This window comes from Rhizobium sp. L51/94, from assembly GCF_019355555.1.
Classification (GTDB): domain Bacteria; phylum Pseudomonadota; class Alphaproteobacteria; order Rhizobiales; family Rhizobiaceae; genus Rhizobium; species Rhizobium rhododendri.
In genome coordinates this window covers 922,979-938,278 of sequence record NZ_CP072142.1, presented here as the reverse complement: position 1 = coordinate 938,278, position 15,300 = coordinate 922,979, and the positions used below count along the sequence as shown (strand labels likewise).

13 protein-coding genes and 3 pseudogenes are annotated in these 15,300 nt (G+C 57.7%); 8 read left to right on the top strand and 8 right to left on the bottom strand.

Annotated elements, in window-relative coordinates:
* Positions 1 to 44: 44 nt before the first annotated feature.
* From J5274_RS22290 to J5274_RS28945, 4 genes and pseudogenes are all read right to left on the bottom strand, one after another.
* Positions 45 to 299 (bottom strand): annotated as a pseudogene (locus tag J5274_RS22290) (transposase); the annotation flags it as partial.
* A gap of 33 nt (positions 300 to 332) precedes the next feature.
* Positions 333 to 512 (bottom strand): hypothetical protein, encoded by a 180-nt coding sequence (locus tag J5274_RS22285; protein WP_219275112.1) that lies wholly within the window; start codon positions 510 to 512, stop codon positions 333 to 335.
* A gap of 165 nt (positions 513 to 677) precedes the next feature.
* Positions 678 to 1,078, bottom strand: a pseudogene (locus J5274_RS22280) (type II toxin-antitoxin system HicB family antitoxin).
* A gap of 5 nt (positions 1,079 to 1,083) precedes the next feature.
* A complete protein-coding gene (locus tag J5274_RS28945; RefSeq protein ID WP_224128903.1) occupies positions 1,084 to 1,278 on the bottom strand; it encodes a type II toxin-antitoxin system HicA family toxin in 195 nt (64 codons plus the stop codon).
* Positions 1,279 to 1,506: 228 nt separating this feature from the next.
* Between J5274_RS28945 and J5274_RS22270 the strand changes: the two genes are divergently transcribed.
* Entirely contained in the window at positions 1,507 to 2,325 is an 819-nt protein-coding gene (locus tag J5274_RS22270; RefSeq protein ID WP_209206983.1) for an alpha/beta fold hydrolase, read from the top strand.
* Positions 2,326 to 3,010: 685 nt separating this feature from the next.
* Here J5274_RS22270 and J5274_RS22265 read toward each other — a convergent pair.
* The 3 genes from J5274_RS22265 to J5274_RS22255 form a co-directional block, all read right to left on the bottom strand.
* Complete coding sequence (locus J5274_RS22265; RefSeq protein ID WP_224128902.1) at positions 3,011 to 3,961, bottom strand: ABC transporter permease; 951 nt, start codon at positions 3,959 to 3,961, stop codon at positions 3,011 to 3,013.
* A gap of 55 nt (positions 3,962 to 4,016) precedes the next feature.
* Positions 4,017 to 5,552 carry a sugar ABC transporter ATP-binding protein gene (locus J5274_RS22260; protein ID WP_209229082.1) on the bottom strand — a complete coding sequence of 512 codons (1,536 nt, stop codon included), beginning with the start codon at positions 5,550 to 5,552 and terminating at the stop codon, positions 4,017 to 4,019.
* A 155-nt stretch (positions 5,553 to 5,707) separates the two neighbouring features.
* Positions 5,708 to 6,685: a sugar ABC transporter substrate-binding protein gene (locus J5274_RS22255; RefSeq protein WP_142831633.1), complete on the bottom strand. Its 978-nt coding sequence runs from the start codon at positions 6,683 to 6,685 to the stop codon at positions 5,708 to 5,710.
* A 303-nt stretch (positions 6,686 to 6,988) separates the two neighbouring features.
* Between J5274_RS22255 and J5274_RS22250 the strand changes: the two genes are divergently transcribed.
* The 4 genes and pseudogenes from J5274_RS22250 to J5274_RS22235 form a co-directional block, all read left to right on the top strand.
* Entirely contained in the window at positions 6,989 to 8,017 is a 1,029-nt protein-coding gene (locus J5274_RS22250) for a LacI family DNA-binding transcriptional regulator (RefSeq protein ID WP_142831584.1), read from the top strand.
* Between the two features lie 117 nt (positions 8,018 to 8,134).
* Positions 8,135 to 8,827: a GntR family transcriptional regulator gene (locus J5274_RS22245; RefSeq protein ID WP_219275110.1), complete on the top strand. Its 693-nt coding sequence runs from the start codon at positions 8,135 to 8,137 to the stop codon at positions 8,825 to 8,827.
* 146 nt (positions 8,828 to 8,973) lie between these two features.
* Entirely contained in the window at positions 8,974 to 10,119 is a 1,146-nt protein-coding gene (locus tag J5274_RS22240) for a Xaa-Pro peptidase family protein (RefSeq protein ID WP_142831586.1), read from the top strand.
* Positions 10,120 to 10,141: 22 nt separating this feature from the next.
* Positions 10,142 to 10,900 (top strand): annotated as a pseudogene (locus J5274_RS22235) (dihydrodipicolinate synthase family protein); the annotation flags it as partial.
* 91 nt (positions 10,901 to 10,991) lie between these two features.
* Here the strand turns inward: J5274_RS22235 and J5274_RS22230 are convergent.
* Positions 10,992 to 11,993, bottom strand: coding sequence for a LacI family DNA-binding transcriptional regulator (locus J5274_RS22230; RefSeq protein WP_224128873.1), 1,002 nt, complete (start codon positions 11,991 to 11,993; stop codon positions 10,992 to 10,994).
* Positions 11,994 to 12,165: 172 nt separating this feature from the next.
* On the opposite strand from J5274_RS22230, the gene J5274_RS22225 reads away from it, so the two are divergent.
* The 3 genes from J5274_RS22225 (at position 12,166) to J5274_RS22215 (ending at position 15,297) form a co-directional block, all read left to right on the top strand.
* Positions 12,166 to 13,413, top strand: a complete 1,248-nt coding sequence (locus tag J5274_RS22225; RefSeq protein ID WP_219275108.1) for a sugar ABC transporter substrate-binding protein — start codon at positions 12,166 to 12,168, stop codon at positions 13,411 to 13,413.
* Positions 13,414 to 13,519: 106 nt separating this feature from the next.
* On the top strand, positions 13,520 to 14,431 hold the full coding sequence (locus tag J5274_RS22220; RefSeq protein ID WP_209186183.1) for a carbohydrate ABC transporter permease: 912 nt from the start codon (positions 13,520 to 13,522) through the stop codon (positions 14,429 to 14,431).
* Complete coding sequence (locus J5274_RS22215) at positions 14,428 to 15,297, top strand: carbohydrate ABC transporter permease (protein ID WP_209186140.1); 870 nt, start codon at positions 14,428 to 14,430, stop codon at positions 15,295 to 15,297. Before J5274_RS22220 ends, J5274_RS22215 begins: the two co-directional genes overlap by 4 nt.
* Positions 15,298 to 15,300: the final 3 nt, after the last annotated feature.

Here is a 15,300-nt window from a genome sequence, read left to right as displayed (position 1 = left end):
ACGCGAACACAAGTACTGTCGACCATCACTATGTCTCCATCTTAACGCTTTGAAACGGCGTCCGGAAGACGATCCCAGACGCCCGCCTTGCGCCATCGGGAGAACCGATTGTAAAGCGTCGTGCGCGGGCCATAACGCTCCGGCACATCTCGCCAAGACGAACCAGTCCTGAAACGCCAGAGGATACCGTTGATGACCCAACGGTCATCGACACGTTCAATTCCACGGCTGTTGTTCGGCAGCAGAGGTGCAATGATAGCCCATTCCTCGTCGCTCAATTCGTGACGGCGCAGAGCAATCTCCTTTCAAGAAAATGAGAATCTGCAATGAGCTCAGCGCAAAGCACGGCCTCGTGGTTTTCCATCCAACGCGCAGCTGTTGATCGGCGCCCACGGCATTGCGCCGGCAACGAACAGCGCGCGAAAGGTCTCCCCCTTGTCGACCGACCGTTCCGGCCCGATGTCGTCGGCCTTGTTTTGGCTTGCCAGCATGACATGGAACTTGCCGGTCAATTCACTGCCGCCATCGAGACACTGAAAACTGATGGCACGCTGCAGGCGGTGAGCCTAAAATGGTTTGGAACGGATCTCGTGTCAGATTGAAGTGGTGGCTCATGCCGCAAGTCCGCAAAAAAGGGCCGGCGGCGGGCAAGGTGGCCTTATATCTGAAGGATATCGCTAAGCCGCAATCTTCCCGATTTCCCGCTTTGATGCCTGAACGAGAAATCCTGACCTGGTCAAACCATGTGCTTCTGCGTAGGCATCCACCTCCTGCAAGACATCCTCGGGCATCGTGATGTTTACGCGGATGGCCTTTTTCGTTTCTTTTTTAGCGAAACAAGAATGGCGGCACCTGAGGAATTATGAGGATCAGCCATAATGTCGGTGAGGGAAGATGCTTCAGGGACAGCCTCTCCATCTTCGACAAGACCGTCGACGTGAAAAGCCAAAGCCTCTTCGGCCATGCGACGGGCGTCAACCAAATCAGTGCCGGCTGTTACGACACCTGGGAAGTCAGGAAAGGAAACACCGTAATCGCTTTCGGCTTCCTTGTGGATCAGTCCGATATAGTTGCGCATAGTGATTACCTCAGTTTTAGCCCAGATTGCTTTTCGATGCTCTTGAGCGTCAACGGGATATCTTGCTTAGGATGAGGAACGGTTACCCGGCGTAGCTTTGACGGGTGTTTGAATTGGACGTGGCTGCCCTTCTTGGCAGCCTTAAACCATACATCAATCGTCAAGGCAGAGTTAATATCGACGCTCTTCGGAGAGAGAATACACACACGAAATGTGTATAAATCAAGATTGCACAGCGTCGCTTGGAATTTACGGTAAGGCGAGAGCCATTCCGCGAACAAAGCGTGATTGGCGGCGTCCCGGACGAAATGCAGGGTCGCCGCCTGCCACGGCGTGGTGGAACGCCCGCAAATTGGCGTTAGCGGCTGAGGATACAGGAACATGTCAAGCTCCCAACGGTTTAACCCCGTCAATTGAAGGAGTTCTAAATGGCATTCGTCAAAGCAAAAGATGGTACGCAATTGCATGTCAAAGATATGGGCCAGGGACGTCCTGTCCTTCTCATCCATGGATGGCCACTGACAGGCGACATGTTTGAATACCAGACGCTGGCACTTCTGGAAGCCGGATACCGGGTCATCACCTATGACCGGCGTGGTTTTGGTCAGTCAGGCCATCCGGCGGACGGCTATAACTATGATACCTTCGCCGACGATTTGGCGAGTGTCCTGGAGGAACTCGACCTACAGCAGGTCTCGCTGATCGGGTTTTCGATGGGTGGTGGCGAAATTGCCCGCTATCTCAGCCGCCATGGTGTGTCACGCGTTGCAAAGACGGTGTTGGTTTCTTCTGTTGTCCCGTATCTCCTGAAGGACGGGAGCAATCCCGATGGCGTGGATGCAAGTGTATTTGAGGATATGAAGGCACAGATTCGCAAGGACCGCTTCGCCTTCCTGCAGGCCTTTGCGAAAACTTTTTACGGGGTCGGGATGCTGACCAATCCGGTTAGCGAGGGTGTGCTCGATTGGTCGTTTGCGCTCGGCATCATGGCAAGCCCCAAAGCCACGATCGAGTGCATCGATGCGTTCGGTAAAACGGATTTTCGCGGCGATCTCCCAGCGTTTACCATGCCGACGTTGGTCATTCACGGGACGGGCGACAAGACAGTCCCGATCGGTCCGTCGGGTCGTGCTGCTGCAGCCGCTATTACCGGGGCGACCCTAATTGAGTATGACGGCGAGCCTCACGGCCTGTTCGCGACGGTCCCCGAGCGTCTCAACAGGGATCTGCTCGAGTTCTTAGCTTAGCTGTCGGGATGCGTGAGTAGGTACAGCGAAAGGCGGGCTGGTCCCGCCTTTCGTATTTTTCATGAAAATATTTTGATCAGCAACCATCCTCGCCCGCAAAGGGAAGCCTCACGGAGGTGCGACCTCACCGACTTTGGACTTGCAATGCCGAGGCGGAAGAAGGCCCACGTACTTTTAATTCGTTGGGGGACGGAAGGTGGGGGTGGTTGCTCCATCAACAGGAGTTGGACAGGATCAAGGTTCGTTAATTGAGTAATATAATGCGTTTCCCTCCCCCCGCCATTTCCCGAGTCCGCCTTGAGCAGTTGCTTTCTCTCAACGCTCAATCCAAGCCGATTTCGCCTGAAGTCAGGCTGGGAAGCCCCGCGCCAGAGCAGGCAAGCCTAGATCTTTCCCGGCCAACGGGAGGTACCTCACGCCGAGAGCCAGAAGAAACTTTTTTACATCAATGACTTGGAAGAGATTGCGTCATGCGACTTATGGAATCTGGGGTTTTCATAGCGCGAAAAAAAAGAATTTTACCTAATCGCTTGAATGTCAGCGCTCACCGTCGGACAGCTTCGCTCTCAATCTTAATCAGAGTGGTCTGAATTGATTGCCACCATCAATTGCTTTTGATGGCTCGAACCTGTCTCACCCACCACTCCGGATAAAATCTAGAAGAAAATGATGAGCCCGACGGCTCTCACCGCATTTCCAGAATACCCAAGAGCTTACCACGATAGCTATCGCCGATCACAGCGAGGACGATAACGGCACCGATCACGATAGGTTTGACATTATCGTCGGCGCCCAGAAGTTGCAAGCCGGTCGACAATACCTGCAGAATGCACGCGCCGACCAGTGTTCCGACAATTGAGCCTTTGCCACCCGAGAGACTTGTCCCACCGATGATGACGGCCGCAATTGCATTTAGCTCATAGCCAATCCCTGCGACAGGACTGCCGACGTTCAGCCGGAGCAGATAGACCATAGCGGCTATCCCGGCAGTCAGCCCCGAGATTGCAAAGACTGCAATTTTGTAGCGCCGCGGCGTATGGCCGGAAAGGCGCACGGCCTCTTCGTTGGTGCCGATGGCAAACACGAAGCGCCCGAAAACCGTATATTTCAGGATGAACCATCCGATGAGAACGACGACGATCGCGATCAGGAAGATCGACGGCAGCACGCCCCAGAAGATGAGATTTCCGAAATCGACGAATGGCTGCGGCAGGCCCGTAATCGTGGAGTTATCGCTGACCACGCGCGCCAGACCGCTGGCGACATTGAGCATTCCTAGCGTGACGATGAACGAGGGAAGCTTCCACCTCTCGCAGATCCAGCCGTTGAGCCCGCCGAGAATGAGGCCAACGCCCATGGAGGCAACTGATGCCAAAACGATCGCTTGCCAAGGGGACAGACGGGGATCGATCATGATGGTGGCGCCAACCACCGTGCAAAGTGCTAGAAGCGAACCCACCGAGAGATCGATGCCCCCGACGAGGATGACGAAGGTCATGCCGGACGCCAGGACGGTGTTGATCGCCGTCTGAACGAAAATCTTCAGGAAGTTCTCGGGCGTCGCAAAATAGGGGGCTGCGGCCGAGAAGAATATGACGAGGACGACGAGTGCAATCGCAACACCGGCTTCCCGCATTGAAATACGCAGGATGGTATCAACGAGGCGCACCCGTTTCACGTCACTCGTGGTTTCAGTGTTCTCGGACACGACTATACTCCTTGTAGGCCAGTGAGAGGATCTTGCTCTCGTCAAACTCTTCACGTGTAACTTGACCAGCAATCTTTCCGGCTGAAAGAACGATGATGCGGTGGCAGATGCCCATCAGCTCAGGCAGATCGGAGGAAACCACGAGAATGCCCTTTCCCGTGGCAGCCAAGTTCCAGACAAGCTCATAGATCTCGGCTTTGGCGCCGACATCGATCCCGCGGGTGGGCTCATCGAAAATGAGCACCTTCGGTCCGCGGAAAAGCCATTTGGCGATAACCACCTTTTGCTGGTTGCCGCCGGAAAAGGTTCTGACGACCTGTTTGATCGAGGGCGTCTTTATGCGCAGTTCCTGCACCAGACGCCTGGCATTGCTGTCTTCCACCGTCTTCAGGATCAGTCCGTTGCGGGAGATCTTGCGCAGGTCGGTTATCGTCGAGTTCTGGGCGCAGGTCATGTCGAGCATGAGCCCCTGTGTTTTGCGGTCTTCGGTCGCAAGGCAAAGGCCCGCGTTCACCGCATCCTTCGGGGATCTGATCTCGACCACTTTTCCATCGACCCTGATCTCCCCGGCGGCTTTCAGATCGGCTCCGAAAATGGCTCGCACGGCCTGCGTGCGGCCGCTGCCGACAAGGCCGGCGATGCCGACGATCTCCCCGCTAGCAACGGAGAACGACAACTCCGGGCTATCGCGGCTTACCCTGAGACCCGACACTCCGAGCGCTTCGCCATAAACGGGGCTGTCTTTGCGGAACACGTTGAGATTGGCAATCGTTCGGCCGACCATGAGCTCAACGATTTCAGGAATGGCAAGTCCGGCGAGCGGCCGGGTAATCACGTGCTGGCCATCGCGCAATATGGTCACGTCGTCGCCGACTTCAAAAATCTCTTCGAGACGATGAGATATGTAAAGCGTTGTTACGCCGCGGTTTCGCAGGCGTCTGAGAATTTCGAAGAGGCGATCGACCTCCTTCGAGGTCAGCGTCGCAGTCGGCTCATCAAGCACAAGGAATTTGCTTTCGTAGCAAAGCGCCTTTGCGATTTCGAGCAATTGCAACTGTGCGACACTCAAGCGGCCGGCCTGCATTGTTGGCGCTATGTCGAGGCCGACTTCGGCGAGCAGTTCAGCCGCGCGTCTGTTCATCTGCTTGTAGTCGACCAGTCCGTGGCGGCGCGGCAGGTTCTCGAACAACAGGTTTTCAGCAACCGTCAGATTCGATAGTGGATGGAGTTCCTGATGGACGATGCGGATGCCGGCGCTGAAGGCCTCAAAGGGCGACTGAGGCTCATAGCGCCTGCCGTCGAACCAAATCTGCCCGTCGTCGGGTTTGAACACGCCGCCGAGAAGATTAATGAGCGTAGATTTTCCGGCGCCGTTTTCCCCAAGCAGCACATGTCCCCTGCCGCGGGAAATTTCGATGGAAACGTCCTTGAGCGCCACAACGCCGGGAAACCGTTTGCCGATCCTGTCCAGCCTCAAAATCGTTTCTTCGGTTTCATGTACCAAGTCGATCTCATGCATCGTTCGATCCGGATGAGGGTCAGCAGCACTTCGACGGTTCTAAACAATCGACGCGGCTAGTCATAAGCGGGAATTTTTGCAAATGCCTGCCGGGGAGATGATGCGCCAGCCATGAGCCAGCGCATCCGGTTTTGTTTGGACTACAAAGTGACAAGCTACTTCGTTATGAGCTTGATGTCAGTCTTGACCCAGCCGGTGAACTTCTCGCCCTTCATTTCACGAAGACCGTAATCGATGCCCATGGCAGCCATCTGGGCACCATATTGCTCAACGGTTGCCAGCACCTTGCCATCTTTGATCAAAGGTTGAACGGCTGGAATATTGTCGAAGCCGACAACTTTGATCTTGCCGCTCACGCCAGCCGCATCAAGCGCTTTCACAACACCAAGCACCATCGAGTCGTTGGCAGCCATGACGCCCTGAATGTCATGATATTTGGTCAGAAAATTCGTCATGACAGTGTTAGCTTCTTCGGTCTCCCAATGCGCGGTTTTGCTGTCGAGAAGCTGCAGACCACCGGCCTTGATCGCGTCGGCAAAGCCTTTCGCCCGCTCCTTGGCATTATCGGCTTCCGGGTTGCCTTCCAGGACGACGACCTTGCCACCCTTACCGAGATCCTTAGCAAGAGCATCGCCGGCCAGCTTGGCGCCATCCCTGTTGTCAGGACCGAAAAAAGCGAGATCGATACCGGCGGCCTTCTTCGCACCCTCATCGAGCGCAACATCAATATTGATGACCTTTACGCCCGCTTTTACCGCCTTGGCCAGCGGTGTTACCATGGCCTTAGAGTCTGCCGGAGCAACGACGATGATGTCGTACTTCTGCGTCACAAAGTTTTCGACGGCATCGACCTGCGATGCGAAATCACGCTCGTCTTTCATGCCGACGGCCTTGAAGTCGAACTTGTCCTTATTCTTGGCGGCGTAATCGTCGGCGCCAGCCTTCATCTGCTTGAAAAATTCGTTGGAAAGCGACTTCATGATGAGGCCAACTTTCGGCTTGTCAGCGGCGAAGGCCGGAGCAGTGCTCATCGACAATGCGACGGCCACAAAAAGCGAGCCAGCCGCACTGAGTTTCAGCACGTTGCGACGGGTTTTGATATGAAAAGCACTACGAATTCGTAGATTCGACATTTTAAACCTCCCCAATGTCTTGGAAACCAGGGCCTCCTCGCCCGTATGAACCGTTTCCAATCGTCGACGGATACCAAGTCATATATACGCTGTCAATGCCGTATCCTCGCGCAGTTATGCAACTTGGAGATGTATCTGGCCAGGAAATTGACAGCGTGACATGAACCGGTTCTATATTGCGCGAAGCAAAGTTCGCTCTCAAACTCAGGTCAAATGACGGCTATTGAGCGCGCGGATCTCCATCGATATGAGACAGGGTAAATCGGACGTTCGGTCTCCGAAGCACATAGGCAGAGCCTGAAAATGAAGAAGGTCGGGATACGAGACGTTGCCAAGCGCGCCGGGGTCGCGACTGGGACTGTTTCCAGGGTGCTGAATGGCCACGCTTCCGTGGCGCAGGACGTGCGCGACAGCGTTGATAAGGTCATTGCGGAGCTTGGCTATCGACCGGACCCCCATGCTCGCAGCATGCGAAGCAGAGTGAGCAGGCTGATCGGAATCGTGATCCCGAATTTGTCCAACCCTTTTTTTGCCGAAGTTGTGCAGGGTGCGGAGCAGGCCGCAGCATCGTTCGGCTACAATGTCATCTTCATGACCTCGCTCGATGACGTTGCAAAGGAAGCAGACCGGCTGGAGCAACTGGTCGGACGCAAGGTCGATGGGATCATCCTTGTTCCCAGTGACGGCTTTCACGCAACGAAACCTCCTCTTGGTTTGCCGCTCGTCGTGCTCGACCGGCTAATTAAGGATTATCCGGGCGTTGCTGCCAACCATCGTCAGGGCGCGAGGCTTGGCGCGGAATATCTTTTGAATTTGGGCCATCGCAGTATCGGTATCGTATCCGGGCCGTCCGACTCTGTCCCTGCAAATGATCGTCTCAGTGGCTATCTGGAGGCCGTTGAGGTTTTCAACGGCAGCAGCGGCCAATCGTGTAGTACCATGGTCGTGGAGGCCACATTCGATTATGAAGGTGGCTTGCGGGCCGGGAGTTATTTGCTGGCACAGGCACGCAACGAGAGGCCGACGGCGATCCTGGCGAGCTCAGATCAGCAGGCAATCGGCTGCATGCGGGCTGCCTACGACCTCGGCATTCCCATACCCGCTGCCCTTAGCATTGTCGGGTTCGACGGCATTCCTCTTTCTTACATGACGACGCCACGATTGAGCACTATCCGACAGCCGATAGCGGCGGTCGCTGCCGCGGCGGTGGAAATGATCTTGGGCCGCCGCGAGTTTTCCGAAGCCGATAAACCCCTTCTTCTGAAGTGTGCGCTCCTTGAAGGTGAGACCGCATCATCGCCTAGCCAGGTCCCGATGCTAAGAAATACATAAATCAAAAAGCATGTGCTGGACGTTTAAACATTTCCATATTAAATACCTGTCGACAGATTGCACGCAGATTGCCACTGATCGCATTCTCCGGCTGCATTGACATAACGGGAACGCTATATGGAATTGGTCCGCACACGCGGTTCTGGCACCCAGACAGTCTACGCGACCATCAGGCAGGAGATTCTTGCCATGACATTGGCGCCCGGCTGTCCTCTCGACGAGGTCAAGTTGTCTGAGCGCTTTGGAATGTCGAGGACGCCGATCCGGGAAGCCCTTTTGCGGCTGTCTGCCGATGGACTGATCACCACCTTGCCGAACCGCAGCACCATTGTCGCGGCCATCGATTTCGCGACGCTTCCCACCTATTTCGAAGCACTGACATTGATGTATCGCGTGACGACACGCGGTGCCGCCGACAAGCGCAATTCTACCGCCATGGCCCACATCCGCGCGTGCCAAGCGGATTTCGCTCAGGCTGTGGCGTCCAGGGATGCCTACGCGATGATCGAGGCGAATCGCGACTTTCACGTCGCAATCGCGGAACTGGCCGGCAACCACTATTATACGACCTTCTTCTCCCGGCTGCTGGATGAGGGACGCCGTATCCTGAGGCTCTACTATTCGACGTTCGACGACCGATTGCCACGGCAATATGTCGATGAGCATGAGGAGACGATCGCCACGATCGAGGCCCAGGACGTCGAGAAAGCCGATGCGCTGGCAACCGGCCACGCGGACCAGATTGTTGCGCAGATCCAGAAATATGTTGCCCGCGATGCCGGCAACGCCCGTCGCATCACGATCGTCTAGCGTCACCCGCCGCACGGGTGATCCGCGTGTCGAGCGCTGCCGAAAACCCGTTTCGGACTGGACGCTTTTCGTAACGGTCCATTCCAAACCGCCATTACCACCACGTCTTCAAATCATTGATTGCCGAACGCTGCAGGAGCCCACACATGGAATGGAATTTCCCCGTCGCAAGGATCGATGACCCGGAGCGCTTGCAGCGGGTTGGGCTATTGCAACAGGTGCTGGCGGCTGCCGATTGCGGCGGCATCCTGCTCGGCCCGACAGAAAGTCTGCGTTATTTTACCGGCCTGGTGTGGCATCAGAGCGAGCGTTTGCTGGGAGCGCTGGTGACGCCCAGCGCTCTCTACTACATCGTCCCAGGCTTTGAGCTTGGCCGGGTGGAGACGTTGGCGAGGTTGCCGGGCGAGGTCGTCGTATGGCAGGAGGAGGAAAGCAGTGCCGCCCTCATCAGCGCGTTGCTTCCTCCGAACAGCCGCCTGGCGCTCGACGACGCCTTGCCGCTCTTCGTCTATCACGCGCTTGCACAGAATCTTGGTGCGGAACGCCTCGTCGATGGCGGGAGGATGATCCGCGACCTGCGCCTGTGCAAATCCAGCGCCGAGATCGACCTCATCCAGTTCGCCATGAACCTGACGCTCGAGGTGCAGCGACGCGCGAATGCCTTCATCAAGCCGGGCATCCGCGCCTCGCAGGTTGTGCAATATATCGATGAGCAGCACCGGGCGCTCGGTGTCCCCGACGGATCCAGCTTCTGCATCGTGTCCTTTGCCGAGGCCACCTCCCTGCCCCACGGCGTCGATGGAGACCAAGTCTACCATGCCGGCGACGTCGTCCTCGTCGATACGGGTTGCCGCATCGACGGCTATCATTCGGACCTGACGAGAACCTACGTCTTGGAAGACCCGGACGAAGACTTTGCCCGGGCCTGGACAATCGAGCGGGAAGCGCAACAGGCGGTCTTTGATGCCGCGAAAATCGGCGCGGCGTGCAGCACGCTCGACGACGCCGCGCGCGCCGTACTGTCGAGATATGGTCTTGGCCCCGACTACCGGCTGCCTGGCCTTCCGCATCGCGCCGGCCATGGGCTTGGGCTGGACATTCATGAAGAGCCCTATCTGGTCCGTGGCAATGCGACCGTTCTCGCACCTGGAATGTGCTTTTCTAACGAGCCAATGATCGTCTTTCCGGAGCGCTTCGGTCTCCGGCTGGAGGACCACATCTACATGACGGAAACCGGGCCGCGCTGGTTCACGACCCCCGCAAAAGGACCGGCCGAGCCATTCGCCAATTGACAGCAATCGTCCATGATCGCCGGCCGGCCTGCGGGTGATTGTCGGCACCGGCGCCGTCAACACCAAGATCGCCGCCGAGCATGCGGCCCACGCCCAAAAGGTCGGCGGGCATGGTCTGATGGTCATTCCAAGGGTCCTGTCGCGCGGCACCTCGGCGTCTGCCCAGCGCGACCATTTCAAGACCATCCTGTCGGCGGCACCCAACCTTCTGGCGGTGATCTACAACAGCCCCTATTATGGCTTTGCGACCCGCGCCGAGTTGGTCTTCGATCTTCGCAACGACCACAAGAACCTGATCGGCTTCAAGGAATTCGGCGGCCCCTCAGACCTGCGCTACGCTTCGGAAAACATCACCAGCCGCGACGATCAAGTGACGCTCATGGTCGGTGCCGATACGGCTGTGTTCCACGGGTTCGTAAACTGCGGCGCGTCCGGCGCCATCACCGGCATCGGCAATGTTCTGCCCAAGGAAATCCTGCATCTGGTCGCGCTCGCCCAGGCGGCGGCAGGGGGCGATGCGGTTGCCCGCGCCCATGCGCTGGAACTCGAAAGCGCCCTCGGCGTGCTCTCTTGCTTCGATGAAGGCCCGGATCTGGTGCTCTATTACAAGCACATGCTCGTTCTCACCGGCAATCCCGAATTTACGCTGCATTTCAACGAGACCGACAGCCTGTCGGACAGCCAGCGCGATTACGTCGAAAAACAGTTTGCCCTGTTCCAGGCCTGGTATGCGGATTGGTCGAAGCAGTTCGCGTCGCTGGAAAAATCCAAGGCAGCGTGAGGCAGTAGAGCCAAGCCGACGCGCAGGACACCGGATCGAAGCGGCCAGAGTCGCTTTGATCCCATACCACAAGAGCGGGACGGCCTAGCCTTCAGTTTCGGCCGCTGCTTTGACGAACGACGAGCCGGCAGGCAATGCCCCGCTCACCGGGCGCAATCGCCTCGCCCTTGGTGAGGCCCAGAATGGCAAGGCCCGCCCGCCGCCCGAGCTCCTTCAACTCCATGTCGATCGTCGTCAGGGCCGGCCGCGTCTGCTCGGCAATGACCTCCCAATTGTCGAAGCCAACGACCGCGACGTCCTGGGGAACACGCACCCCGCGGTCGCGCAAGGCATCGATCACCCCGCGGGCGATCTGGTCGTTGCCACAAAAGATCGCATCGGGCGTCGCGTCTCGCTCGAAGATCATGTCGATCGCCGCGTGCCCCCACTCCTCCGTCCAGTCGCCGAACAGCACTTCCGCCCCCGCGCCATAGCTATCCCGGTAGGATCTGGCGCGTAGCCGGGCCGCCAGATAATCCTCGGGACCGGTGATGTGGATGATGGTCCGTCTCGACAACCCCACCAGATGGTCGACGGCAAGTCGCGCGCCTTGCACGTCGTCGGGCAGGAATGACAGACTTCCGGCCGGACCCTTCGCAAAAGCATAGACGACCGGGATCGAAAGATTGAGAAGCTCGACTGGCGGAACGACATCCAGCCGGGTCGCCGTGAAAATGATGCCGTCGACATGCTTGTCCAGCAGCGCTTCGAGATGAAGTTTCGCAAGAGCGGGGTCGTTGTTGGTGGCGCAGAGAAAAACCGAAACGCCCTGGCTGACAAGCGCCTCCGACACACCTGCCGTCATCGGCAACGTCAAGCGGCCATAGGTGTCGTTCGTCAACATGCCGATCGTCGAGGTTCGCTTGCTGAGCAATCCCCTCGCCAGCGAACTTGGGCGAAAGCCGATCTCGGCGGCTATCTGCTTTACCCGTAGGCGCGTTTCCTCGTTCACGCGGCCGGTGTCGTTCAGCGCATTCGAAACGGTCGAGATGCTAACGCCGGCGCGCTTGGCGACGTCTCGGATGGTACGGCGGCGATGGGCGAGGCTTGTCAAAATAGGGGTCCCGGATTTTCGTTGCCAAAAGGTTTTAGCAAAGGACATATACTTTGCAAAAAGGTTTTTGCATATTTTTGCACACACAATGTCGACATACCGATTTTTCTCGAATAGCGTCATGGCAACGTCAAACAAAGGTGCTTGACGGCAACGAAAAAAGGGAACGCTTATGCACAAAATCAAATTGGCGCTCATAGCACTTTCGCTTTTGGCGAGCACGTCGCTTGCAAGCGCCGAAGACATCACCCTCTGGGTTAGGACCTCGTCCGGCGCCGTGCTTCAGGCGCTTGCCGACCACTACAACGCGTCCCATGCCGACAAGGTCAACGTCACGCAAATCACCGCCGAGCAGATGGTGCCGAAACTCGGCGCCGCCATCGCCGGCGGCGCTGCCCCCGATGGCGCTGTCCTCGATTTGATCTACCTGCCGACATTCGCGGCGGCCGATAGCCTCGAAGACATCAGCGACTTCGTCAAGTCCGCCCCTTACGCAAGCGCCATGAGCCCTTCGCATATTCGCCTGGCCACCTATAACGATAAGGTCTACGGCGTCCCGGCCCTGCCCGACGCCTCGATCATCGCCTACAACACCGACCTGTTCACCAAGGCCGGCCTCGATCCGTCCAAGCCGCCGGCATCGCTCGACGAGATCGCTGCGGATGCCAAGAAGATCACGGCGCTCGGCAACAGCACCTACGGCTTCTATTTTGTCGCCAATTCCGGCAGCTGGCTGATCTATGACTTCCTGCCGCATATCTGGGCGGCGGGCGCCGATATCCTGAGCGTCGACGGCAAGACCGCCACGGTCGACACACCGGCCATGCGCGAGACCATCGCCGCCTACCGCGACATGTGGAAGGCCGGTGCCATCCACCCGACCTCGCGCTCGGGCAATGGCAACAACGCCGTCGAAGCCTTCGCCTCCGGCAAGGTCGGGATCCTGATGACCGGCTCCTATATCGTCAATCTGCTGACCAGCAAATATCCTGACGTAAAGTTCGCGGTGGCGCCGATTCCCGGCCCGAAGAACGGCGCGTCCAGCTTTGCCGGCGGCGATACCTTGGCGCTGATGAAGGGCATCGCTCCTGCGAAGAAGAAGGTCGCCCTCGACTTCGTGAATTTCTACATGCAGCCGGACCAGCAGGTGTTCATCACCCAGGAATCCGGCATGCCGTCGCGCACCGACCTTGCCAAGGAAGCCTATGCCAAGTTCGACCCGCGCAACCTCACTGCCTATGATGTGCTTGCCAAGGCCCGGACGCCCTACACCTTCTCGTCCGACGAACTCTTCGTCAGCCGCACGGGGCCGTTCGTCAACCTGATCCAGGGCGCGATCTTCGGCGATGACGTCAATGGTTCGATCGCCAAGACGCAGGACGATTTCACGAAAATCCTGAAGCGCACCAACCCGAACTGATGTTCCAATCACAGGCGCAGGGCGGCACCCTCCGTCCTGCGGTAGCACACCATCCCCATTGAATGCTCTCAACGAAGCGGAAACTCAGTTGTCTTCAAACCCAGGCATGCGGGCATCTGCAGATCACGGACGCGCCAACAAGCCCGAGCCGACGGGTTGGCTGGGACTGCTGTTCATCCTACCAAGCACGCTCTTCATTCTGCTGCTGTTCATTCTGCCGTTGATCATGACGGTCTGGATGAGCTTTTATAACTGGCCGCTACTCGGTAGGACGAAGTTCATCGGCCTTGCCAATTACATCGAGCTCGCCGGCGATACCCAGCTCTGGCATTCGCTCGGCTTCACCATGCTGTACACCTTTCTGGTGACGACAGCCCTTTTCTTGGTCGCCTTTCCGCTGGCGCTGCTGGTCGATCGCCCGATGCGGATCGCCGGCTTCTTTCGCACCATCTACTTCCTTCCCGTGGTCATCGGCTTCGGCGCGGCATCGACGCTGTGGATGTGGCTCCTCAATCCAGACAATGGCGTTTTCGCTGAACTCCTGCAGGCCGTCGGCCTGGTCAACAGCGCGCCAAGACCATTGGAAAGTTTCTGGACAGCGCTTGCCGTCATCATCCTGATGGTCGTGTGGAAAACGGCGGGCTTCACCATGGTGATCCTGCTGACGGGGTTGCAAGGCATTCCCGACGATATCATCGAGGCAGCAAAGATCGACGGCGCCAGTCCTTTCAGCCGCTTTCGGCGGATCACCCTGCCGCTGATGCGCAATTCGATCATGCTGGCGTTGATCCTCAACATCACCTCGTCGATGCTCGCCTTCGATCAGTTCTTCATCATCACCCAGGGCGGGCCTCAGAACAGCACGATCTCGGCGGTCTACTCGATCTATCTGGCATCCTTCTCCTCCTACCGTCTCGGATACGGCTCGGCGATCTCCTTCTCGCTGCTGGTCGTGCTGGTGGCGATCAGTTCCATCCAATTCGTGTTCCTGCGCCAACGTCCGGAGGGCGAGCGATGACCCCGGTGCCTTCGACCGTTGCGCCGAGGCGGCGCGCCGACGGGACCGCGAAGCTCGCCTTTCTGGCTGTCTCGATCGTGTTTTCGATCTTCTTCATCATGCCGATCGTCTGGTCCTTCGCCAACTCCTTCAAGCCGGCGGCAGAGGCGCTTGCCCATCCGGTCGCGCTTTTTTCCAAGGCTTTTTCGCTGGAGAACTATCGTCGTCTCGAACATGTCGGCGCCGGCTGGTATGTCTACGCTCTCAACTCCGTCGCCATCGCCATCGGCACGGTGGTGCTGACTGTGCTGATATCGGTGCCGGCCGGCTACGGCTTTTCGAAATTCCGCTTTCCCGGCCAGTCGCTGATCTTCATCATGGTGATGGCGACGATGATGATCCCGTTTCAGTCGATCCTGACGCCGCTGTTCCTCATCCTGAAGGTCATCCACCTGCAGAACAGTTTGGTCGGCCTGGTGCTTATCTATGTGACCTTCCAGCTGCCGTTCTCGATCTTCATGATGCGAAATGCTTTCGATGCCGTACCACAGGCGCTGATCGAGGCCGGCCGCATGGATGGCGCGTCGCAGACCACCATCCTGCGGCGGATCATGCTGCCAATCGCGCTTCCGGGCGTCGCGACCGTCGCGATGTTCGCCTTCCTCAATTCCTGGAACGAATTTCTGGCGGCGCTGATTTTCCTCTCGGACCAAAACAAGTTCACGCTTCCCATCATGCTCGTCAATGTCTCCTCTGGGATGTACGGCATCATCGACTGGGGCGCCCTGCAGGCCGGCATCACCGTGACGATGATCCCCTGCCTTCTGCTGTTCTTCCTTCTTCAACGCTATTACGTGCGCGGCCTGACCGCCGGCGCCGTCAAGTAAAGT